General features: G+C 73.6%; 17 protein-coding genes. 12 read left to right on the top strand and 5 right to left on the bottom strand.

From position 1 onward, the window contains the following. Window positions 1–89: 89 nt before the first annotated feature. Window positions 90–1,160 carry a DUF3866 family protein gene (locus PT931_RS14195; RefSeq protein ID WP_456246205.1) on the bottom strand — a complete coding sequence of 357 codons (1,071 nt, stop codon included), beginning with the start codon at window positions 1,158–1,160 and terminating at the stop codon, window positions 90–92. Between the two features lie 30 nt (window positions 1,161–1,190). On the opposite strand from PT931_RS14195, the gene PT931_RS14190 reads away from it, so the two are divergent. The 6 genes from PT931_RS14190 to PT931_RS14165 all read left to right on the top strand — a co-directional run bounded on the left by PT931_RS14190 (window position 1,191) and on the right by PT931_RS14165 (window position 6,071). Next, the gene (locus PT931_RS14190) at window positions 1,191–2,174 is read left to right on the top strand and encodes a helix-turn-helix transcriptional regulator (protein WP_456246204.1); all 984 of its coding nucleotides are present in this window, start codon (window positions 1,191–1,193) and stop codon (window positions 2,172–2,174) included. A gap of 67 nt (window positions 2,175–2,241) precedes the next feature. Continuing rightward, the gene (locus PT931_RS14185) at window positions 2,242–3,180 is read left to right on the top strand and encodes a helix-turn-helix transcriptional regulator (protein WP_363723903.1); all 939 of its coding nucleotides are present in this window, start codon (window positions 2,242–2,244) and stop codon (window positions 3,178–3,180) included. Between the two features lie 198 nt (window positions 3,181–3,378). Further along, entirely contained in the window at window positions 3,379–3,609 is a 231-nt protein-coding gene (locus PT931_RS14180; RefSeq protein WP_456246203.1) for a hypothetical protein, read from the top strand. A 184-nt stretch (window positions 3,610–3,793) separates the two neighbouring features. Beyond that, entirely contained in the window at window positions 3,794–4,057 is a 264-nt protein-coding gene (tatA, locus tag PT931_RS14175; protein WP_456246202.1) for a Sec-independent protein translocase subunit TatA, read from the top strand. A gap of 72 nt (window positions 4,058–4,129) precedes the next feature. Beyond that, window positions 4,130–4,993, top strand: a complete 864-nt coding sequence (gene tatC / locus PT931_RS14170) for a twin-arginine translocase subunit TatC (RefSeq protein WP_456246326.1) — start codon at window positions 4,130–4,132, stop codon at window positions 4,991–4,993. 235 nt (window positions 4,994–5,228) lie between these two features. Then, window positions 5,229–6,071 (top strand): diacylglycerol kinase family protein, encoded by an 843-nt coding sequence (locus PT931_RS14165; protein ID WP_456246201.1) that lies wholly within the window; start codon window positions 5,229–5,231, stop codon window positions 6,069–6,071. Window positions 6,072–6,281: 210 nt separating this feature from the next. On the opposite strand, the gene PT931_RS14160 is transcribed toward PT931_RS14165, so the two are convergent. After that, window positions 6,282–7,013: an HAD family hydrolase gene (locus tag PT931_RS14160; protein WP_456246200.1), complete on the bottom strand. Its 732-nt coding sequence runs from the start codon at window positions 7,011–7,013 to the stop codon at window positions 6,282–6,284. Between the two features lie 307 nt (window positions 7,014–7,320). Between PT931_RS14160 and PT931_RS14155 the strand changes: the two genes are divergently transcribed. Both PT931_RS14155 and PT931_RS14150 read left to right on the top strand, forming a co-directional pair. After that, window positions 7,321–10,044 carry a DEAD/DEAH box helicase gene (locus tag PT931_RS14155; RefSeq protein ID WP_456246199.1) on the top strand — a complete coding sequence of 908 codons (2,724 nt, stop codon included), beginning with the start codon at window positions 7,321–7,323 and terminating at the stop codon, window positions 10,042–10,044. Window positions 10,045–10,446: 402 nt separating this feature from the next. Further along, entirely contained in the window at window positions 10,447–11,508 is a 1,062-nt protein-coding gene (locus tag PT931_RS14150; RefSeq protein ID WP_456246198.1) for a S1 family peptidase, read from the top strand. A gap of 216 nt (window positions 11,509–11,724) precedes the next feature. Here the strand turns inward: PT931_RS14150 and PT931_RS14145 are convergent, their stop codons facing one another. After that, a complete protein-coding gene (locus tag PT931_RS14145; protein ID WP_456246197.1) occupies window positions 11,725–12,621 on the bottom strand; it encodes a 5'-3' exonuclease in 897 nt (298 codons plus the stop codon). A gap of 95 nt (window positions 12,622–12,716) precedes the next feature. On the opposite strand from PT931_RS14145, the gene PT931_RS14140 reads away from it, so the two are divergent. Beyond that, window positions 12,717–15,167, top strand: coding sequence for a penicillin acylase family protein (locus PT931_RS14140; RefSeq protein WP_456246196.1), 2,451 nt, complete (start codon window positions 12,717–12,719; stop codon window positions 15,165–15,167). A gap of 150 nt (window positions 15,168–15,317) precedes the next feature. On the opposite strand, the gene PT931_RS14135 is transcribed toward PT931_RS14140, so the two are convergent. Then, window positions 15,318–15,977 carry a CHAP domain-containing protein gene (locus PT931_RS14135; RefSeq protein ID WP_456246195.1) on the bottom strand — a complete coding sequence of 220 codons (660 nt, stop codon included), beginning with the start codon at window positions 15,975–15,977 and terminating at the stop codon, window positions 15,318–15,320. Window positions 15,978–16,156: 179 nt separating this feature from the next. Further along, on the bottom strand, window positions 16,157–17,656 hold the full coding sequence (locus tag PT931_RS14130; RefSeq protein WP_456246194.1) for a diguanylate cyclase: 1,500 nt from the start codon (window positions 17,654–17,656) through the stop codon (window positions 16,157–16,159). Between the two features lie 224 nt (window positions 17,657–17,880). Here PT931_RS14130 and PT931_RS14125 point away from each other — a divergent pair, with 224 nt between their 5' ends. From PT931_RS14125 to PT931_RS14115, 3 genes are all read left to right on the top strand, one after another. Further along, window positions 17,881–18,669, top strand: coding sequence for a potassium channel family protein (locus tag PT931_RS14125; protein WP_456246193.1), 789 nt, complete (start codon window positions 17,881–17,883; stop codon window positions 18,667–18,669). A 111-nt stretch (window positions 18,670–18,780) separates the two neighbouring features. Further along, window positions 18,781–21,432, top strand: a complete 2,652-nt coding sequence (pepN, locus tag PT931_RS14120; RefSeq protein ID WP_456246192.1) for an aminopeptidase N — start codon at window positions 18,781–18,783, stop codon at window positions 21,430–21,432. 136 nt (window positions 21,433–21,568) lie between these two features. Further along, a complete protein-coding gene (locus PT931_RS14115) occupies window positions 21,569–22,690 on the top strand; it encodes a sialidase family protein (RefSeq protein ID WP_456246191.1) in 1,122 nt (373 codons plus the stop codon). The last annotated feature ends 27 nt before the right edge of the window (window positions 22,691–22,717 follow it).

Below are 22,717 nucleotides of genomic sequence, written 5' to 3'. Positions count from 1 at the left end.
GGAGTCTGTCCGGCCGGTGAACGCTGGGGCGCGAGGCTGCCGCGCGCCCGGCGCACCGGCCGACCGGGGAACGGGCTGGTGGCCGGGGGTCAGCCGGCCAGGGCTGCCGCGTGGCGGCCCGCCGCCGCCGCCGCGAGGAAGTAGTCGTGTTCGGCGTCCAGGCCGCGGCCCATCGTGGACAGTGTCACCGGCAGGGCGCGCAACGCCTCGTCGAGGCCCGTCGGGTCCACCCGGACGATCCGGTGCCGGGCCGCCAGCGGGGCCAGCTGCTCGACGTAGGCCGGGTCGCAGCCGGTGGGCAGGACGAGGTCGGCGGGGGCCAGTGCGACCCGGCCGTAGGCGGTGAGGCTGTGGTGGGACACGCCCCGGTGCCGGGCGCGCCCGTCGGCCGTCGACAGCCGCACCGAGCCGACCGGCCGGCCGCCCAGGGTCGCCGCCGCGTTCACCGCCTCGCCGGTGGACACCCCGGAGAAGCCCCACGGGGTACCGGTGCCCAGGTTGCCCGGCCCCTGCGTCACGATCGCGACGTCCGCGCCGAGCGCGTGCCGGGCCGCGAGGAGGCCGGTGTGGGTGTTGGTGGCCTCCAGGTCCCCGCCGAAGGACTGGCCGACCGTGACCACCCCGGCGAGCAGCCCCGACAGCGCGTCGAGGTTCCGGGAGAACCAGGCGGGCAGCGCGCCCCCGTCGGTCATCACGTACGCGACCCGGGCCGTGGGGGAGTCGGCGAGGATCCCGGCGAGCAGGGCGGGCAGCGCCGAGTGCAGGTCGGCCACCAGGACCGGGAGCCCACCGAGGTCGTCGGCGTCGGCCAGCACCGCCCGGAAGGGTGACGCCTCCTCGTCGGCGGCCAGGACGGTGACCTGCTGCGGGGTGTACCGCGCCTTCATCACGTGCCCCGGCGCGTCGGAGTCCGGGGGGAGCCGGTCGGGGAGGGCGACCACCAGCGCGTACCCGCCGGTGCCCAGGCCCAGGCTCAGCGCGTTGGTGTTCAGCAGCACCCGGTCGCCGGGCACCGGGTCGCCGACCATCGCGGGGTACGCCAGCGCGCGTACCAAAGGAGGATCTTCCGGGTTTCTGGTGTCAACGGTGACGTCGAGCTCGACGGCGCCCTTCCAGGAACGACGGACGGTCAGCACGGTTCCGGATCGCCAGCGCAGCACCCCCGCAACCTACCCTGCTAACGTCGACAGGTGTCCCGCACCCGCACAGAGCGCCTCGTCAACCTGGTGATCTGTCTGCTGTCGACCCGCCGGTTCCTCACCGCCGCCCAGATCGCGCAGACTGTCCCAGGTTATGAGCATGACCCGTCGGTGAGCAAGGACCACGAGGCGTTCCAGCGCAAGTTCGAACGGGACAAGGCCGAACTCCGCGAGTTGGGCGTCCCCCTGGAGACCGGCACATCGAGCGTCTTCGACGCCGAACCCGGCTACCGGATCGCCCAGCGCGACTACGCCCTCCCCGAGGTCCAGCTCGAACCCGACGAGGCCGCCACCGTCGGCATCGCCGCCAAACTGTGGCGCGACCACGGCCTGGCCGCCGCCGCCTCCTCCGGCCTGACGAAACTGCGCGCGGCCGGCATCGACGTCGACCCGCACGCCACCCTCGGCGTCGAGCCGACCCTGGGCGTCGAGCCCTCCTTCGAACCCGTCACGGCCGCCGTCCGCGACCGCCGGGTGATCACCTTCGACTACCGGATCCCGACCGAGGACGCCGCGCGCCGCCGCCGGCTCCAGCCGTGGGGCGCGGTCTGCTGGCGCGGCCGGTGGTACGTGGTGGGCCACGACCTCGACCGCGGCGCCACCCGGTGTTTCCGGCTGTCCCGGATCGTCGGCACGGTGCGCGCGACGGGCGAGCCGGGGGCGTACACGACGCCGGACGGGGTGGACCTGATCTCCCAGGTGGCCCGGTTCTCCGGCGGCCCCGCCCCCGAGCGGACCGGGCGGGCGACCGTGCGGCTGGCCCCCGGGCGGGCCGACGGGATCCGGCGGCGCGCGGACCGGCTGGAGGGCGACGTGGCCACGTTGGCGTACGCCGACGCCGACCGGCTCGCCGAGTTCCTCGTCGGGTACGGGGCCGACGTGCTGGTCCTCGATCCGCCCGAGGTGCGCGACGCGGTGATCCACCAGCTCCGGGTGCTCGCGGGGCTGCACTCGCCGGCGGAGGTGGCGGCATGACCGACGCCATGACCGTGTCCGGCCCGGGCCTGCCGCCGGCCCGCCGCGCCCTCCGGGAGGTGGCCGCGTGACCCCGTCCGCCGACCGGCTCGGCCGGCTGCTCAACCTGGTGCCCTACCTGCTGGCCCGCCCCGGCATCCTGATCGCCGACGCCGCCGCCGACCTCGGGGTCACCGAGCGCCAGCTCCGCGAGGACCTCGAACTCCTCTGGATGTGCGGCCTGCCCGGGTACGGGCCCGGCGACCTGATCGACATGGCCGTCGACGAGGACAGCGTCACCATCACCTACGACGCCGGGATCGACCGCCCGCTGCGCCTCACCCCGGACGAGGCCCTGGCCCTGCACGTCGCGCTGCGGCTGCTCGCCGAGTCGCCGGGCGCGATGGACCGCGACGTCGTGCACCGCACCCTCGCGAAGATCGAGAAGGTGGCGGCGGCCGAGGGGTTCGCGGTCCGCATGCCCGACCAGCCCGAACGGGTCGAGGAGCTGCGCGGCGCGATGGACCGGGGCCGCGCCCTGCGGATCACGTACTACACGGCCCGCCGCGACGCCTCCACCGAGCGCGTCGTGGACCCGATGCGCCTCCTGCTGGCCGACGGCCGGACGTACCTGGAGGCGTGGTGCCGGTCCGCCTGTTCCGTCCGGCTGTTCCGGGCCGACCGGATCGACGCGCTCGCCGAGTTGGAGGAGCCCAGCGCCCCGCCGCCCTGGGCCGTGCCGACCGACGTCGCGCAGGGCGTGTTCCGGCCGACCCCGGAACTGCCCCTGGTGACGCTGCGGATCGCCCGTGAGGCCCGCTGGGTGACGGAGTACTACCCCTGCGAGTCGGTCACGCCCCAGCCCGATGGGGACTGGATCGTGACCCTGCGCGCGGCGGACCTGGGCTGGGCGCACCGGCTGATCCTCGGGCTGGGCGGGCGGGCGAGCGCGGTGGCCCCGCCGGAGCTGGTGGCGTCGATCGGCGACGCGGCCCGCTCGGCCCTGCTGGCGTACGCGACCGACTGAGCGTCAGCCGCTGGCCCGGCCGCACCCGGCTGCGGATACCGGCGCGCGGCGCATCGACGGTGGGTTCGCCCTCACCGGTCGGCGTGCGGAGCCGGAGCGGTGGGAAGGGGCGTGCCGTCCGGTACCCCGATAGCGGGTGTCGGGTTTCGCCACGGGTGGCGGGCGGAAACTGTCGGGGGTGCGGGGTAGGGTCTGGGCGTGGTGTGGTGGATTCTGGGTGCCGGGTTCGTGGTCGGCGTCGTGCTGCTCGTGCTCGCCTGCCTGCCCCTGGTGCGGCGGCTGCGGCCCCTGCGGCTGGCGGCGGCCCGGTTGGAGGCGCGCCAGGGCGACGCGTTGGCGCTGCAGGCGAAGATCGAGCAGCTCCAGAGCACGGTCGAGGCCGTCAGCGCGAAGGCCGAGGCGGCCGCGATGCACCGTAAACCTTCTTAACTGTTATAAAACGCCGCCGGCAACGTAACAACTTGCTGCGGTTACCGTGCGTATACCTGCGCGAGGTTGACGTTTTCTCGTCAGTTGGCAACACTTGCCCGGCGGGACGACGTCGCCGCACTCCCGATACCGGGACGGCGGACGCGTACCATGGAACTGCGTTGACAAGCCTTGGAGGTTCCTGATGGGTAGTTTGCAGCCGTGGCACTGGGCTGTGATCATCATTGCGGTGGTCTTGCTCTTCGGGTCCAAGCGGCTCCCCGACGCAGCCCGTTCGCTGGGCAAGTCGATGCGGATCATCAAGGCGGAGACCAAGGGTCTCGCCGAGGACGGCAACGCCGCGCAGGCCCAGACGCCTCCGCCGGCCGCCCCGCCCGCGCCCGCCGTGCAGCCGGCGCCCCCGGCCGTGCAGCCGCCGGCCGCCCCGCCGCGCGACACCAGCATCTAACGACGGAAGTTCGTGAGCCCCGTCCTGCGTAAACGGTCGGCGGCGCGGTCGAAGCCGGCCGCCGACGGCTCCATGCCGCTCATGGAGCACCTCCGCGAACTGCGGAACCGCCTGTTCAAGGCGTTCCTCGGTATCCTCGTCGGCTTCATCGCGATCTACGTGTTCAAGCTGCACACGGAGATCCTGGAACGCCTGCAGGAGCCGTACCGCGAGCTGTTCCCCGAGGGCCAGGCCCCGGACATGCTGCAGTTGGGCGTCGGCGACGTCTTCCTGCTCAAGCTCAAGGTCGCCATGTGGGCCGGCCTCGTGGTCGCGGCCCCCGTCTGGCTGTACCAGATCTGGGCGTTCGTCGCCCCGGGCCTGCACAAGCGGGAACGCCGCTGGGCGTACGCGTTCGTGGCCGCCGCCACGCCGTTGTTCCTGACGGGCGCGTTCCTGGCGTACCTGGTGGTCGGCAAGGGGCTGGAGTTCCTGCTGCCCGCGCAGGAGGAGCACCTGACCAACTCGCTCGAGCTCACCCGGTACGTCAGCTGGGTCACCAACTTCATGCTGATCTTCGGGGTGGCGTTCGAGTTCCCGCTGCTGGCGGTGATGCTCAACTTCGCCGGCCTGGTCAGCGCGAAGAAGATGCTGAGCTGGTGGCGCACCGTCGTCTTCCTGTTCTTCATCTTCGCCGCGATCGCCACGCCCACGCCCGACCCGTTCGTCATGACGGGGCTGGCGCTGGCCCTGAGCCTGATGTATTTCATCGCGATCGGCATCGCGTGGCTCAACGACCGGCGGCGCAGGCGCAAGAGCGGTGCCGCCGAGTACGCGGACCTGGCCGACGACGAGGCCGCGCCGCTGGACTACAAGCCCGAGCCGGTCGCCGAACCGGAGCCGGTGGCCGAGCCGGAGAAGCTCGACCGGCGCAGCAGGTTCGACGACAGCATCTAGCGGGCCGGCGGGCGCTCCCGGGACACCGGGGCGCACGCCGTCCGCGCGGGACGTCGCGTACGGCTCGCGGGACGCCCGCCGGGCGCCTCGACCGGCACGCTCGCCAGACGCCTCGACCGGCACGCTCGCCAGACGCCTCGACCGGCACGCCCGCCGGGCGGCTCGGCGAGGCCCACCGGCACGTAAGTTACCGACGGGTCTTCCGGTTCTCCGGGAGACCCGCTACGTTTCCCCGGTGATCGCCGTCGTCGCCAACCCCACCGCCGGCAAGGGCCGCCACGCCGCCCTGCTGCCCGCCCTGCTCGCCCAGCTCGGCCCGCACGAGCTGCTCCCCGAGGGGGCCGGCGCGATCCGGGCCGCCGTCGCCGGGGGAGCCTCCGCCGTGGTGGCCATGGGCGGGGACGGCACGGCGCACCTGGCCCTCCAGGCGCTCGCCGGGACCGGCGTCCCCCTGGGCATCGTCCCGCTGGGCACCGGCAACGACCTGGCGACCGGACTGGGGCTGCCCGCCGACCCGGGGGCGGCCGTGGCGGCGGTCCGGGCGGGGCGTACCCGTCAGGTGGATCTGGCCCGGGTGGACGGGGCGCACGGCACGTCCTGGTACGGCAGCGTGCTCGCGGCGGGGTTCGACGCGCTGGTCAACGAGCGGGCGAACCGGATGCGCTGGCCGCGCGGGCCCCTGCGGTACGACCTGGCGATCTTCGCGGAGATGGCCCGGCTGCGCCCGCTGCGGTACCGGCTGGTGATCGACGGCGAACCGGCGGAGCTGGACTCGGTGCTCCTCGCGGTGGGCAACACGACGTCCTACGGCGGCGGGATGCGGATCTGCCCGGGCGCCGATCCGGCCGACGGGCTGCTCGACGTGACGCTGGGCGTGGCGGGGCGGCTGGCCCTGGCGACCCTGAAGCCGAAGGTGCGCGGCGGCACGCACGTCACGCACCCGGCGGTGCGCACCCTGCGGGCCCGGACGCTGGAGATCGCGGGCCCCGACCTGCACTGCTACGCCGACGGGGAGCGGCTCGGCCCGCTGCCGGTGACGGTCACCTGCGAGCCGGGCGCGCTGACCCTGCTGCACTAGAAACCATCATCCGGGTACGCGGTCGCCGCGCCCGGCCCGTGCCTGTTGCCGCCGAACGGGCGTGATCCCACGCGCGCGGAGCGCGGATTCGCCCGCCCCGGCCCCGGCGGCGGGCGGGTTCCCGTGTCCCGGCCCCGGTCTCAGCGGTGCCCGGGTTCCCGTGTCCCGGCCCCGGTCTCAGCGGCGCCAGGGTGTCCCGGCCCCGGTAGGTCAGGACACGAAGTCCAGGATCGCGGACAGGCCGTGCACCGCCCCGGGCGGCGAGGCGGGCAGCAGCAGCGTCTGGAGGCCCGCCACGACGGCCGCCCCGTCCGCCGCGCTGTCGCCCACCATCAGCGCCCGGTCCTCGGGCACGCCGAGCAGCGAGCACGCGTGGGTGAACACGGCCTTCTCCGGCTTGCACCGGCCGAGTTCGTAGGACAGCACCCACTCGGTGATCAGGTGGCCGAAGCCGAGCGCCTCGCAGATCGGCCGGATGTCGAAGCCGATGTTCGACACCAGCGCGGTCGGGATGCCGGCGTCCTTGAGGGCGCTGAGCACGGTGACCGTGTCGGCGTACGGGACCCAGCCGTCGGCGAGCAGCACCCGGTCGTAGAGGGCGTCGGCGAGGCCCTCGATCGGGGACTGCACGGTGGCGGCCAGACCGGCGTAGGCGGCCCGGTGGGCGTGCGGGTACAGGTCGCGCTCGGCCCACACCTCCGCGAGCTGCGGCGGGATCCTGGCGGGGGCGGGCCCACCGGCGCGGCCCGCGGTGAGCAGCCGGTCGAGCAGGATGGTGGCCCGGGGCCCCTCCAGGGTGGTGCCACACGCCTCGACGGCCGCGGCGAGCCACAGGGGGGCGTCCTCCACCTGGGCGAGCGTGCCGTGGAAGTCGACGAGAACCGCCTCCACCGGGCGGCGCGGACTCGGGGGGTGCTCTGTCTGCGTCACGCTCTGCACCATACCGACTCCCGGCAGCGAGACTGCGGAGGCAGGGGGTCCCCTGTGCGGTTTCGGGGGTGTGCACACGGGAAAGTGACCGGTGAGCGGACGCGGGACGGCACGACAGCTACGCGCTGACCTCGCCACATGACCGGAACGGGGCGGGCGCGGGTCCGGCGGGTGGCGCGCCGGGTGCCGGCGGCCGACGGAACGGGCGCCGGTCGACGACCACCGGCGTGCCCGCCGGACCGGTCAGGAGCAAGTCAGGAAAGGGATCCGCGTTCGCGCCGCGACGAAACAGAGTTGACCATGGCTTAGCCTAGAGAGCATGACAAGCCCCGCCGACCGGTACGGTGACTTCCGCAGGCGGGCCGCCTACCCGGCCCTGAACGACTTCCTGCGGGGCCTCGACTTCGAACTGGACGATTTCCAGATCGAGGCCTGCGAGGCGGTGGAACGGGGCACCGGCGTGCTGGTGTGCGCGCCCACGGGGGCCGGCAAGACCGTGGTGGGCGAGTTCGCCGTGTTCCAGGCGCTCCGCGAGGGCCGCAAGTGCTTCTACACGACGCCGATCAAGGCGCTGTCCAACCAGAAGTTCAACGATCTGGTCGCGGTGCACGGGGCGGACAAGGTCGGCCTGCTCACCGGGGACAACGCCATCAACGGCGACGCGCCCGTGGTCGTGATGACCACCGAGGTGCTCCGCAACATGCTCTACGCGCGGTCGCAGACCCTCGATACGCTGTCGTATGTGGTCATGGACGAGGTGCACTACCTCGCCGACCGGTTCCGGGGCGCGGTCTGGGAGGAGGTGATCATCCACCTGCCGCCGTCGGTGTCGCTGATCTCGCTGTCGGCCACCGTCTCCAACGCGGAGGAGTTCGCCGACTGGCTGGTCACGGTGCGCGGCGAGACGAAGATCGTGGTCAGCGAGCACCGGCCCGTACCCCTGTGGCAGCACATGCTGGTCGGTAAGCGGATGTTCGACCTGTTCCACGACCAGGAGGCGGCCAGCAAGCACGAGGTGCACCCGGAGCTGCTCCGGCGCACCCGGGACCTGCTGCGCCAGATCGGCTGGGACGACCGGGGCCGGCGGGGCCGCTCCGGCCGGGACCTGATCGCGGGCCGGGTCGACGTCATCGAACGCCTGGACCGCGAGGGCCTGCTGCCCGCGATCGTGTTCATCTTCAGCCGGGCGGGCTGCGACGCGGCCGTCCAGCAGTGCCTGCGCTCGGGGCTGAAGCTGACCGACCCCGAGGACCGGCGCGAGATCCGCCGGATCGTGGAGAGCCGCACGGCGGCGCTGCCGCACGAGGACCTCAACGTCCTGGGGTACTACGAGTTCCTCGAGGGCCTCGAACGCGGCCTCGCCGCCCACCACGCCGGCATGCTGCCCGTCTTCAAGGAGATCGTGGAGGAGCTGTTCGTCCGGGGCCTGGTCAAGGCTGTGTTCGCGACCGAGACCCTGGCGCTGGGCATCAACATGCCGGCCCGTTCGGTGGTGCTGGAGAAGCTGGTCAAGTTCAACGGGGAGGCGCACGTCGACCTGACCCCGGGGGAGTACACCCAGCTGACCGGGCGGGCGGGGCGGCGCGGGATCGACGTGGAGGGCCACGCCGTCGTGCTGTGGTCCCCGGAGACCGACCCGCGGCACGTGGCCGGCCTGGCGTCGACCCGGACGTACCCGTTGAAGTCGAGTTTCCGGCCCTCCTACAACATGGCCGTCAACCTCGTGGCCAGCGTCGGCCCCGCGCGGGCCCGGGAGCTGCTGGCGTCGTCGTTCGCGCAGTTCCAGGCGGACCGGTCCGTGGTGGGCGCGTCCCGCCAGGTGGTGCGCAACGAGGAGGGCCTGGCGGCGATGGACGTCGACATGGAGTGCCACCTCGGCGACTTCGCGGAGTACTACGCGCTCCGGGTCGCCATCGCCGACCGGGAACGCGGCCTGGCCCGCGAGTCGGCCAGTACCCGGCGGGCCAACGCGGCCGCCTCGGTGGCCCGCCTCAAGGCCGGCGACATCATCAAGGTACCGACCGGCAAGCGCTCCGGGCTGGCCATCGTGATCGACCCGGGCGTGGGCGGCTTCGGCGACCCCCGGCCGCTGATCGTCACCGAGGACCGCTGGGCCGGCCGGATCCCGGCCACGGACTTCACCAGCCCGGTGGAGCCGCTCGGCCACCTCCGGGTGCCCAAGAACTTCAACCCCCGGTCCCCTCAGGACCGTCGCGACCTGGTGTCGAGCCTGCGCAACGTCGAGATCTCGCAGTCCGCCCGGCGGGGCGCGCGCCGGGCCCGGTCCGGGGCGGCCGACGACCGGCAGCTCGACGAGCTGCGCCGCGCGATGCGCCGGCACCCGTGCCACGAGTGCCCGGAGCGCGAGGACCACGCCCGGTGGGCGGAGCGGCGCGAGCGGCTGAACAAGGAGACCCAGACCCTGCGCGACAAGGTGGAGAACCGGACCGGCTCGCTGACCCGCACGTTCGACAAGGTGTGCGGGCTGCTCACCGACCGGGGCTACCTGAGCGCGGACGGCCAGGTCACCAAGGCCGGGCGGACGCTGTCGCGGATCTGGGCGGAGACCGACCTGCTGGTCGCCGAGTGCCTGCGCCGGGGCGTGTGGGACGGGCTGTCCCCGTCGGAGCTGGCCGCCGCGGCCTCCGTCCTGGTGTACGAGGCGCGCCGCGACACCGACGACCGGGCCTCCGTGCCCCGGGGCCCGGTCGGCGACGCGGTGGAGGAGACCCTGCGGCTGTGGGGCGAGGTGGAGTCCGACGAGGCGGCCCGCGGCCTGCAGCTGACCCGCGAACCGGACCTGGGCTTCGTCTGGCCGGTGTACCGCTGGGCGCGCGGCGAGGCCCTGCCCAAGGTGCTGTCCAGTGTGCACGGCCTGGACACGGAGATGCCGGCCGGCGACTTCGTGCGCTGGTGCCGGCAGGTGATCGACCTGCTGGGGCAGCTGGCGGAGGCCTCGGGGGACACGCCGCTGCGGGACACGGCGCGGCAGGCGATGGACGACATGCGGCGCGGGGTGCTGGCGTACTCGTCGATGGCGTGAGCCGCCGGCGCGCCCCCCGGGACGGCCTCGGCCGACCCCCGGGCCGACCCGGCCCGACCCTCGGGACAGGCCCGGCCCGACCCCGGGTGTGAGCCCCACGGCCCGGCCCGACAGGGGCCGGGCCGGCGGGTCGCCGTACCCATCGAAATTGATGGTTTTGAATCCCGAACATTCACACTCATGTCACGCCGGGCCAGCTTGTGGGTCCAGGTGTCCACAGTGTTGCCCTGATCCTGGTGTGCCGCTTGTTGATGACATTGCGGCATGGAAACATCCCCATCACGGTTCAGCATCGGATTAGGCAATTGTCGCGGATGCACCTCGTGCCGTGCGGAATCCGATGCGCCTCCAAGTCGGGCGCGCCATCCCGGGCGCGTCCACCCCCCTCTCTGGGAGGCACGTGTGAGAGTCACGAAACTGCTCGCGGCCACCGGTCTCGTCGCCGGTGCCCTCCTCATCCCCACCATCGCCCAGGCCACGCCCGGCCCCGTCGCGCTGTCCGCCGAGGCGGGCATCAAGGTCGGCATCGGCGCGGACGCCTCGGCGGACCTGTCCCGGTCCCTCGGCGACAAGTCGGCCGGCACCTACCTGGACGTCAGCCTCGGCCGGATGGTCGTCACGGTCACCGACGCGGAAGCCGCCTCGGCGGTCTACCGGGCCGGCGCCGTTCCCCAGATCGTCAGCCGGGGCGCGGGCCAGCTGGCCGCCGCCACCGCCGAGCTGACCCGTTCGGCGACGATCCCCGGCACGGCGTGGGGCACCGACCCCGCGACCAACCAGGTCGTCGTCACCGCCGACAGCACCGTCACCGGCGCGAAGCTCGACCAGCTCAAGTCGGTCATCGGCAAGCTCGACGGCGCGGCCCGCCTGGAGTTCGACAAGAGCACCTTCACGCCGTTCATCGCCGGTGGCCAGGCGATCTACATGGGCAACTCCCGCTGTTCGCTCGGGTTCAACGTGACCCGCGGCGGCCAGGCACACTTCATCACCGCCGGGCACTGCACCAACCTCGGCACCACGTTCTGGTCCAACTCGGGGCACACCGCCACGCTCGGCACCCGGGTCGGCACCAGCTTCCCGACCAACGACTACGGCATCGTGCGCTACACGTCCACGGTCGCGCACCCCAGCAGCGTCTACCTGTACAGCGGCAGCCAGAACATCACCTCCGCGGGTAACGCGTTCGTCGGGCAGGCCGTCCGGCGCAGTGGCAGCACCACCCAGGTCCGCAGCGGTTCGGTGACGGCGCTCAACCAGACCGTCAACTACGCCCAGGGCTCCGTCTACCAGATGATCAAGACCAACGTCTGCGCCGAGGGCGGCGACTCCGGCGGCTCGATGTTCGCCGGCTCCGTCGCGCTGGGCCTCACCTCCGGCGGCAGCGGCAACTGCTCCTCCGGCGGGACCACGTTCTTCCAGCCGGTGCCCGAGGTGTTGAGCGTCTACGGCGCGACCATCCCGTAACGGTCACCGGTAACCGCTGAGCCGCCGGTCCCCTCCCCGGCGGCTCAGCTCCGTTCCCGATCAACCCCGTTCCGAGGGGTACGCGGCCCGCGCGGCCCGGCCGTAGTCCCGCTGCTCGGCCAGGGGCTGGCCGCTCCGGAAGCCCCGGCCGCTCCGGGCCGCTCCGCTCCGGGCCGCGCCCGTCAGTTCCGAGCCGCTCGCTCCGGGCCGCGCCCGTCAGTTCCGGGCCATGGCCGTGGTCAGCCGGCCGACCGCCCCGGTCACGCCCCACCGCTCGGCCAGCGCCGCGAGCCCGTCCGGATCGACCGGCTCCTTCGGCAGCGCCGGGTCGAACTCCGGCAGCGCCACGTCGGTGGCCACCCGCACCACCTCCGGCGCGACCTTCAGGTAGTCGGCGGCGGCCGTCAGCTTGGCCTGCAGCCCCTTCGGCTGCTCGTGCACGTGCGCCAGCAGCCCGTCGAGGTCCCCGTACGCGGCGATCAGCTTGGCGGCCGTCTTGTCGCCCACCCCGGCCACCCCGGGCAGCCCGTCGCTCGGGTCGCCGCGCAGCACCGCGAAGTCCGCGTAGCCGGCGGCCGGCACCCCGTACTTCGCGCGGACCGCCGCGTCGTCGAGGACCTCCAGGTTGGCGACGCCCCGGCCCACGTACAGCACGGAGACGCCGTCGTCGATCAGCTGGAACAGGTCGCGGTCGCCGGTGACCACCTCGACCGGGGCGGGACCCCGCGCCGCCAGGGTGCCGAGCACGTCGTCGGCCTCGAAGCCGGTCGAGCCGATCGCCGGGATCCCGAGCGCGGCGAGGATGTCCAGCAGGATCGGCACCTGCGGGGACAGCGTGTCGGGGGTGGCCTCCGCGTTGGCCTCCTCGTCGACGACCCGGTGCGCCTTGTACGACGGGAGCAGGGCCACCCGCCACGCCGGCCGCCAGTCGTAGTCCAGCGCGCAGACCAGCCTGTCCGGGTTGCGACCCCGGATCAGGGTGCTCATCGCGTCGAGGAAGCCGCGCACGGCGTTGACGGGGGTGCCGTCGGGGGCGGTGATGGACTCGGGAACGCCGAAGTACGCCCGGTAGTAGAGGCTCGGGGCGTCCAGGGCCAGCAGCGGAGATGCCATGTGCCCCAGCCTAGGCCCCGGGTGTGACACGGGCGGGCGGACCGCACCGGATCGTGGGTCCCGGTGGGGGGTCCGGGCGCGTACGATCCGGCGACATGAGGAAGCTTCGCAGAGTGCTGCTGTGGTCGCTGGTCGCGCTCCTGGTGCTCGTGCTCGCCGGTGCCGGCTACGGGACGTGGACCGTGCGCCGGCCGCTGGCGGAGCGCTCCGGGGACCTGGAGCTGGCCGGGCTGAGCGCCCCGGTGACCGTGCGGTGGGACGCGCACGGCATCCCGCAGGTCTACGCCGCGTCCGCCGGGGACCTGTTCCGGGCGCAGGGCTACCTGCACGCCTCGGAGCGGTTCTGGGAGATGGACTTCCGCCGGCACGTCACCGCCGGGCGGCTGTCGGAGCTGTTCGGGGCGGGACAGCTGGACACGGACAAGTACCTGCGCACGATGGGTTGGCGGCGGGTGGCCGAGGCGGAGTACGCGGCCGCCACCCCCGAGACCCGGACCTTCCTCGACGCGTACGCCGCCGGGGTCAACGCGTGGCTCGCCGACCACGACGGCGGCGCGGCCAGCCTGGAGTACTCGGTGCTGGGGCTCCAGAACGGCGACTACGAGATCGAGAAGTGGAGCCCGGTGGACAGCCTCGCCTGGCTCAAGGCGATGGCGTGGGACCTGCGCGGCAACATGGACGACGAGCTGACCCGGGCGCAGCTGCTGGCCGACGGCATGGACCGCGCCCGGGTCGAGGAGCTGTACCCGACCTACCCGGAGGCCCGGCACACCCCGATCGTGCCGACGCCCGGCACGGTGGCCGACGGGAAGTACACCGGCGTGCCACCGCCCGTGGTGCCCGGGTCGCTGATCCGGGGTGTCGCGGAGGGCGTCGAGAAGGTCGCCGCCGCGACGAGGGCCACCGGGCTCGGCGTCGACGGGATCGGCTCCAACTCGTGGGTGGTCGCGGGCGGCCGCACCACCACGGGCAAGCCGTTCCTCGCCAACGACCCGCACCTGAGCCCCTCGATGCCGGGCATCTGGTACCAGATGGGGCTGCACTGCTCGTCCTGCGGCATCGACGTCGCGGGCTTCACGTTCTCCGGGGTGCCCGGGGTCGTGATCGGGCACAACGCGCGGATCGCCTGGGGCTTCACGAACCTGGACCCGGACGTCACGGACCTCTACCTGGAGAAACTCGACGGCGACCGGTACCAGGTGGACGGCGCGTGGCTGGACCTGGACAAGCGGACCGAGGTGCTCGAGGTGGCCGGCGGCGAGCCGGTCACGATCACGGTGCGGAGCACGAAGCACGGGCCGTTGATGTCGGACACGTCGAAGGAGATGGCGAAGGCCGGCGGCCAGTACGGCATGGCGCTGCGGTGGACCGCGCTGGATCCGGGGCACACGATCGACGCGGTGTTCGCGATCAACCGGGCCGGGGACTGGGAGTCGTTCCGGGCGGCGGCGGCCAGGTTCGAGGTGCCCTCGCAGAACATCGTCTACGCCGACGTGGACGGCAACATCGGCTACCAGGCGCCCGGGCGGGTGCCGGTGCGGGGCAAGGGCGACGGGCGCTACCCGGCCCCGGGCTGGGATTCCGGGTACGACTGGAAGGCGTTCATCCCGTTCGCGGAGCTGCCGAACGAGTACAACCCGGAACGGGGTTATGTCGTCACCGCCAACCAGGCCGTGGTTGGGGCGGCCTACCCCCGGCTGCTCACCCGGGACTGGGCCTTCGGCTACCGGTCGCAGCGGATCACGGACCTGCTGGTCGGCTCCGGCAAGCTCGACGCGGCGGCGATCGGCCGGATCCAGTTCGACAACCGCAACGGCGGGGCGGAGGCCCTGGTGCCGGCGCTGCTGGCCGTGCCCGGGTCGAGCCCGGCGCGGGACCTGCTCAAGGGGTGGGACTTCCAGCAGCCGGCCGACTCCGCGCCGGCCGCGTTCTACAACGCCACCTGGCGGGCCCTGATGGCGCGGCTGTTCGACGAGCTGGGCAAGGACCACCCGGCCAACGGCGGTGAACGGTTCTTCGAGGTGACCCGCAACCTCCTCGCGGACCCGGCATCCACCTGGTGGGACGACAAGCGGACCCCGAAGGTCGAGAGCCAGCAGGACATCCTGGCCGCCGCGCTGGCCGACGCCGAGCGCGAACTGCGCTCCCGACTGGGGTCCGACCCGAAGGTGTGGAAGTGGGGCGACCTGCACACCCTGACCCTGACGAACCAGACGTTCGGCAAGTCCGGGATCGGGCCGGTGGAGTGGCTGTTCAACCGGGGGCCGTTCCCGGTCGCCGGGGGCGGCGGCATCGTCAACGCCAACGGCTGGGACGCCTCCGAGGGGTACGAGGTCACCGCCGTGCCGTCGATGCGCATGATCGTGGACATGTCCGACCTGGACGCCTCGAGGTGGATCCAGCTGACCGGCAACTCCGGGCACGCGTTCGACGACCACTACGACGACCAGTTCCCGCTGTGGCAGGTGGGGAAGGACCTGCCGATGCGGTGGAACGAGGCCACGATCCGCAGGGAGTCGGCCTCCACCCAGGTGCTGCGCCCCTGACCCCGGCCCGCCCGTGACGGCCGATGAGGCCCGGGGCCGTCACCTGACGATGGGATCCGAGACCCGGGTGACCGGACGGCCGGGCCACCGTGGCCCGGCCGTGACTGCTCGGCTGTGACCGCCCGGCCGTCGTGGCCGGCGCGGTGTCGGTTACGCCGGCTTGCGGTACCCCCAGATGTGCTGGTTGCCGCTCTCCCCGGCCACGGCCGTGCGCGGATCGAGGTTCTTCTTGTAGTTCACCTTGTTCGACGCGTTGCCGTCCACGGTGTCGATGTTGCCGTTGGCGTGCACCTTCACCACGATCGAGACGTGGCCGCTCACCCCGGGCCTGCCGTAGACGACGACGTCACCGAGGTTCGGGGTGCCGCCCTTGCCGGAGCCCCGGAGCTGGAACAGCGGCGCGTTGTTGCCGGCGAAGCCCCAGTTGGTCGCCCACAGCGGACCGCCGGGGATCCGGGCCTTCGAGGTGGCGTTCTTCTGCCAGATGTAGCGGGTGAACGCCCCGCACCACGCGGTCTTCGCGCAGTTCTTCCCCTCGCTCTTGGTGAGGTACTTGTCGCACTTGCGGTTCGCCTCGGTGATCTTCAGGTTGTACTCGGCCACCGCCGCCTTGGCCAGGTTGTACCGGATCAGGTTGACCGGTCCCGGCCCGCCCGCGTCAAGGGTCGGCTCCTCGGCGGGGCCGGTGAACGCCTCGCCGGTCGACTCCGTTCCGGTGGGCGCGGCGCTGGCCGTGACGCTGAGCGCGACCACGCCCCCCGCGGCGAGGGCCAGGCCGAGTGCGAGTGCCGCTGCCTTCTTGATGAACACGATTCCTCCAACGACGGTGGGGTTGTCGATGAAGGAGACCGTGGTCGGGGGGTGGGCCGGAAGGTGGTCGGCCGGCCGGGACAGTCCCGGACACCTCCCCGGGCCATCCGGACACCGGGCCGGGCCACACCGGGCTGGGACCTGCGCCGGTCCGGCGCCTGAGCCGGGTCGGGGCCGGCCTAGCCGGCCACCCCGGTCCGGCCCCGTTTCACCCGGTAGAGCGCCTCGTCGGCGGCCCGCAGCGCGGCCTCCCCGTCCGCCCCCAGCGGCGCCCAGCCGACGCTCACCGACACCGGCGTCCCGGGCACCAGCGCCCCCCAGTCCTCGGAGTCCACGGCCGTCCGGATCCGGTCCCCGATCTCGACGGCCTCCGCCGCCGACGCGGCCGGCAGGATCACCACGAACTCGTCCCCGCCGTGCCGGGCCAGCAGGTCGCCCTGCCGCACCGCCCCGGCGAAGATGCCGGCGACCCGTTGCAGGACCAGGTCGCCGGCCGGGTGGCCGTGGGTGTCGTTGACGGCCTTGAACCCGTCGAGGTCGAGGGCGCCGATCATCGCGCCCACGCCCCGCCGGCCCAGCCCGGCCACGAACGCGGCGATCCGGCGGCGGTTGGGCAGGCCGGTCAGCGGGTCGGTGGAGGCGGCGTTCGCGTACTGGGCGGCCATCCGGCGCAGCCGCTCCTGGTCCAGCCGGGCCCCGATGCTGTCCGCGAACAGGTTGCGCACCTGGCGGTCCTCGGGGGCGACCATCCGCATGCTGGCCCGCTCGACCTCCAGCGCGCCCGCGTGGTCCCCGGCCAGCGACAGTGCCAGGGACCGCAGCCGGAGCGGTTCGGCGACGCCCATCGTGTCCGAGAGGTGCGGGTGCCGGTCGAGCAGCTCCAGGGCCAGGGTCGGGTCGCCGGCCCCGATCGCCTCGCACACCGCCACCGAGTCCAGCACGTTGCGGTCGCTGGAGGAGGCGAAGTTCTCGCGGGGGACCGGGACGTCGGTGGGGTGGCCGAGCGCGCCGAGCCGGCGGGCCGCGTACAACAGGAAGACGCGTTCGAAGCCCTGGATCTCCGCGACGAACGGCCGGCTCGACGCGACCAGGGCGCGCAGGCCGCGCACGCAGCCCTCCGTGTCGCCGTGGTGGTCGAGGTCGATCGCGGCGGCGACCTGCGAGGCCGTGCACGCCGCGTGCGCCGGTCCCAGTCCGGCGGCGGCGCAGACCCTGGCCGCCTGGCGCATCGCCTCCAGGGCCTCGGGGTAGAAGTTCACGGCCGTGTAGACCACGCACAGGTCGTGCCAGGCGTCCACCGCGCCCAGGCTGACCTCGGTCATCCGGCGCAGCGCGCGTTCGGACTGCACGACGTGGGTCACCGCCGAGGCCACCGAGCCCTGCTCGTGCGCGACCATGCCGGCCAGCAGGTGGTACTGCCCGACGAGGCGCGGGTCCGGGGCCGCCGACAGCGCGTCGTGCACCCGGTCGAGCAGCGGTCCGTGGCCGGCGGACCGGCCGAGGTTGAGGTAGGCGGCGAGCTGCTGGTTGAGCGCCTGGGCGGTGCGGTGCGGGTCGGTGGACTCCGCCGCGACCCGCTCGGCCAGGGCGATGACCTCGACGAGGTGGCCGTCGCCCATCAGCCCCCGGAACGCCGCCCACTCGACGGCGATCAGGTCCTTCTCGCTCCCGCCCGACACTCGAACTACTCTACGCAATCAAAACATGACTTTATGTGTACTGTGGCCACACCGCGGCCCGCCCGTCCGTCAGATGCCCGTCAGGTACCCGCCCGGGTTCGTGGGATTCGTGCCCGACCGGCGGAAACGGGGCTGGTTCCGCCGGTGAAAGTGCTGGTCCCGGCCCCCTACAATGCGGGCTCAGCTCCGAAGACCCTCGCCGGGGCCCGACCCTGGAGCGCGCCGTGACCGCAGTACACCCGGACGACGACCCGGGGTCGGGACTGTCCCGCTGGGAACGGCGGACCGGCGCGGCGGCCACCGCGCTGGCGGTGCTCTTCCTCGTCTCCTACGCCACCCCGATCCTCGGCCCGGACCTGCCCGCACCCCTGCTGACCGCGTGCGACGTCGCCGACATCACCATCTGGGCGCTGCTCGGCGCCGACTACGTGTACCGGTTCACGATCGCCGCCGACCGGCTCCGGTTCGTCCGCCGGCACCTGCTCGACCTGTGCGTCCTCGTCCTGCCCATGCTCCGCTCCGTCCGGGTGCTGCGCCTGGTCATGCTGGTCACCGTCGCGCACCGCCGGGTGCACGCGGTCACCCGGGTCCGGCTGGGCGTCTACGTCGCGGCCGCCACCGGCCTGCTCGTGTTCGTGGCCAGCCTCGCCACCCTCGACGCCGAACGGTCCAACCCGGACGCCAACATCACCGGGTTCGCCGACGCGCTGTGGTGGTCGTTCACCACGATCACCACCGTGGGGTACGGCGACCAGTACCCCACGACGAACACCGGCCGGTTCGTGGCCGTGGCCCTGATGTTCTGCGGGATCTCCCTGCTGGGCTTCATCACCGCCTCGCTCGCGTCCTGGTTCGTGGAGCGGTTCAACGCCGTCGAACAGGGCTCGGAGGAGGCCCGCGACGACCTGGCGCAGTTGCTCGCCGAGGTGCGGGAACTCCGCGCGGAGGTGGCGGAACTGCGGGCCGGGACGGTGCCGCCCGTGGCCCCGCCGCCGGCGGCCGCCGGGAACTGACCGGGCCGCCCCAGCCCGGCTCCGGGGCCCTCCGGAGGGTCGCCGACCAGGGGGTTCCGCCCGCAGCGGACGGGGCTGACGGGAGCGGGCCGCCCCGGGCACGATGAGGGGATGCCCCCACTCCAGCGCACGGAGGCGCGCGTCCGCGCCGACCTGATCGAGGTCCACCGGTACGAGCTGGACCTCGACCTCACCCGGCCCGGCGACGTCTTCGGCTGCACGACGGTGATCCGGTTCGGCTGCGCCCGCCCCGGGGCCGGGACCTTCCTGGACCTGCGCCCCGCCGCCCTGCGCCGCGTGGTGCTCAACGGCCGCGTCCTCGACCCCGCCGACCTGGCCGACCACCGGTTCCCCCTCGCGGACCTGGCCGCCGACAACGAGCTGCTGATCGAGGCCGACATGGCCTACTCGCGCACCGGCGAGGGCCTGCACCGGTTCACCGACCCGCTCGACGGCGAGACCTACCTGCACTCCTCCTGCGCCCCGGACCTCGCCCCGCTCCTGTTCGCGTGCTTCGACCAGCCCGACCTCAAGGCGCCGTTCGTCCTGGCCGTCACCGCGCCCGCCGGCTGGACGGTCCTGGGCAACGCGGCCGGGGAGCAGGTCGCCGCCGGGCGCTGGGAGTTCGCGCCCACCCCGCCGATCAGCACGTACCTGGCCGTGGTCGTCGCCGGTCCGCTGCACTCGGTGCACGCCGAGCACGACGGCATCCCCCTCGGCCTGCACAGCCGCCGCTCCCTCGCGGCCGACCTCGACCGGGAGGCCGACGAGCTGTTCGAGGTCACGGCTGCGTCGTTCGACCGGCTGCACGAACTCTTCGCCGACCGGTACGCCTTCGGCCGGTACGACCAGGCGTTCGTCCCCGAACTGAACTGGGGCGCGATGGAGAACCCGGGCTGTGTCGTGTTCGCCGAGGAGTCCCTGTTCCACTCGGCCCCCACCGAGGCGGACCGCGCGAACCGGGCCGTCGTCATCGCGCACGAGATGGCGCACATGTGGTTCGGCGACCTGGCCACGATGCGCTGGTGGGACGACCTGTGGCTCAACGAGTCCTTCGCCGAGTACCTGGGCTACCGGGTCGCGGTCGAGAACACCCGGTTCACCGACGCCTGGACCCACTTCGCCACCCTGCGCAAGGGCTGGGGCTACGACGCCGACCAGCGCCCCAGTACCCATCCGATCGCGGCCAGCGGCATCGAGAGCCTGGCGGAGGCGATGGCCAACTTCGACGGCATCTCCTACGCCAAGGGGGCCGCGGCGCTCCGGCAACTCGTCGCGTGGCTGGGCGACGACGCGTTCTTCGAGGGCGTCAACGCGCACCTCGCCCGGCACCGGTTCGGCAACGCGGACCTCGCCGACCTGCTGGACGCGCTGGCCACGGCGAGCGGCCGGGACGTACCCGGCTGGGCCTCGCTCTGGTTGCGCACCAGCGGCGTGGACACCCTGCGGGTCGAGCGGTCGGCGGACGGCGCCACCGAACTGGTCGCCGACGGGAGCCGGCCGCACCTGGTCGGGGTCGGGGTGTTCGAGGGCCGACCGCCGGTGCTGACGAGCCGGGTGGAGGTCGAGGTGGGACCGGGCGGCCGGGCCCGGCTGCGGGACGCCCCGGCCGCGGTCACCCCCGCCGAGCCGGCGGCCCCGATCGGCCAGGGACCCGGCACCGCGCTGGTGCTGCCCAACCACGGCGACCTCACCTGGGCGAAGATCCGGCTCGACGCCGACTCGTGGCGGACGGTCACCGGGTCGCTGTCCGCGATCGACGAGCCCCTGACCCGCGCCGTGCTCTGGGCCGCCGCCCGGGACCTGGTCCGCGACGCGGAGCTGTCCCCGGCGGCCTACCTGGACCTGGTCGCCGCGCACCTGCCCGCCGAGCGGACCGACTCGATCGTGCAGTCCGTGCTCACCTTCGCCGGGTCCAAGGTCGTCGGCCACTACCTCGCCCCGGACCGCCGCCCCGCCGGGCACGCCCTGCTGGCCGGGGTCGCCCGCCGGCTCCTCGCCGTCCCCGACGCGGACCCGGGGCTGCGGCTGGCCGCACTGGGCGCGGCGATCGACAACGCGACCGACCCGGCCGAACTGGAGTCGTGGCTGGCGACCGGCCCGGCCGACCGGCCGGCGACGGCCCCGGACGGTCGGCCCCGCGGTGCCGGTTCTGTGGCGGCCCCGGCGGGCCCGCCCACGGCGGCCGGTGACCGGCCTTCGGCGGCCCCGGCTGCGGAGACGCTCGGCGGCCCCGCGGTCCCTCCGCTGAGCAGCGACCTGCGCTGGGCCGCGCTCGCCCGGTTGGCGGCCCTCGGCGCGGTCACCGACGGCCGCCTCCTCGCCGAACTGGCCACCGACCCGAGCAGCAGCGCGCACCAGGGGGCGGCCCGGGCCCGGGCCGCGCTGCCCGACCCCGCGGCCAAGGAACGGGCCTGGCGGGGGCTGTTCACCGACGGCGAGCTGTCCACGTACCTGATCACGGCCACCGCGCAGGGCTTCTGGCAGTCGGGGGGCGAGGACCTGCACCGGGAGTACCTGCGGCGGTACTTCGCCGAGGTGCCGGGCGTGGGCGCGCGCGGGGACTCGGTGGCCTCGGTGCTGGGCGGTCGGCTGTTCCCGGCCGGACACTCCACCCCGGACACCATGCGCGCGGCCGAGGCATGCCTGGCGGCGGCGGACGAGGCGGAGGACGCGACCCCGGTGCTACGCCGGGCGCTGGCCGACCAGCTCGACGACCTGCGCCGGGCGGTGCGGGTCCGGGAGCGGTTCAGCGGGGAGTGACGGCCGGAACGTGGCCGGTGTCACCAGGCGGCGACGCTCAGGCAGCCGGGCGCTGGCAGGCGGCCGGTGGCGGGCAGCGCCTATTGTCGTCCTGCATGGAGCGTCCGCCGGTCGGCGGGATACGGGGGGTGCGTGGATGGGACGAGGCACGCGGCTGGTCGCGGCGGTGGCGGTGGCGGCGCTCGTGGCCGGGCTGGTGGTTGCCGACGACGGCCGCCGGACGAAGGAGACCTCGTTCCTCCAGCTCGCCCGGTACAAGGCCTCCAGGGTGGCGGCCTGGGACACGGCACACGTGTACACGACGTTTCTGGCCTGCCGTGACGGCCGGTGCGCCTTCACGCTGGCGGCCACCGGTGACGGCGGGCGGACCTGGGCCCGGCGTCCACTGCCGTTGGACGAGGTCAGCGACGACCGCCCGAGCCTGCGCGGGATGTACTTCCGGCTGTCCGTACTCGCCCCTGATGTCCTGCGCCTGTGGTCGCCGGAGTGGGCGCCCGGACCGGCCTGGTGGAGCACCGACGCGGGCGCGACCTGGCGGTCGGTTCCCGCCGCGCTGCCCGTGGTGCGGTCCGTGCCGCCGGGCTGGGTTCCGCTCGGCATCCGGGTGGACGACGAGCCCGAGGGCGAGCACCGGCTGCCGGTCGGCGATCCGGCCACCGGCTCGGCGGCCCTGCTCGCGGTCCCCGCGCGCTCCGGCGACCTCCTCTCCCCGGACGCCCCCGTCGATCGGGGTATCTGGCTGTCGGTCGGCGGGCAGGAGAGCGGCCTGCGGGTGAGCCCAGACCGGGGTGCGACCTTCAGCAAGGTCGTTCCGCCGTGGCCGGACGGGCGGGACGTCACGTTTCCCCAGATGACCGTCGCCCGCGACGGGACGGTGTACCTGGCCGCGTCGCAGATGTCGAAGGCCGTGCTCCTCTTGGCCCGCAGTTCCGACGGCGGTGTGACCTGGGCGTCGATCGCTCCGACCGGTCAGGGAATGGTGAGCCTGGTGCGTTGCGTCGCGGTCCTGCCGGACGGCGGGCTGGTGGTGGCGAGCGGGGACTTCGCGACCGCCGAACGGTTCCACGTCAGTCAGGACGGCGGCCGGACGTTCACGGTGCTTCCGGCGAAGGGTTTTCCCCGGTACGCGTCCGGGTTCGTGCCGCTGCCCGGCGGCGGGTACGTGACGCGGAACCTGATCGGGGAGGTCGATGTCGACACGCTGGCGGTCTCCGACGACCTGCGGACCTGGCGCGTCCTCCGGCCACCGACGCGCTGAGCCCGGCGCCGCCGCTGCCCGCCGGGC

Source organism: Longispora urticae, assembly GCF_053902585.1.
Note: the sequence above shows the minus strand (reverse complement) of the source record. Positions and strands in the feature narration are given on the sequence as shown.

Coding starts and splice junctions, on each gene's coding strand:
- tatA (WP_456246202.1), top strand. CDS start 3,794: ATGGGTAGTTTGCAGCCGTGGCACTGGGCTGTGATCATCATTGCGGTG.
- PT931_RS14145 (WP_456246197.1), bottom strand. CDS start 12,621: ATGGCATCTCCGCTGCTGGCCCTGGACGCCCCGAGCCTCTACTACCGG.
- pepN (WP_456246192.1), top strand. CDS start 18,781: ATGCCCCCACTCCAGCGCACGGAGGCGCGCGTCCGCGCCGACCTGATC.
- PT931_RS14140 (WP_456246196.1), top strand. CDS start 12,717: ATGAGGAAGCTTCGCAGAGTGCTGCTGTGGTCGCTGGTCGCGCTCCTG.
- PT931_RS14160 (WP_456246200.1), bottom strand. CDS start 7,013: ATGGTGCAGAGCGTGACGCAGACAGAGCACCCCCCGAGTCCGCGCCGC.
- PT931_RS14155 (WP_456246199.1), top strand. CDS start 7,321: ATGACAAGCCCCGCCGACCGGTACGGTGACTTCCGCAGGCGGGCCGCC.
- tatC (WP_456246326.1), top strand. CDS start 4,130: ATGCCGCTCATGGAGCACCTCCGCGAACTGCGGAACCGCCTGTTCAAG.
- PT931_RS14115 (WP_456246191.1), top strand. CDS start 21,569: ATGGGACGAGGCACGCGGCTGGTCGCGGCGGTGGCGGTGGCGGCGCTC.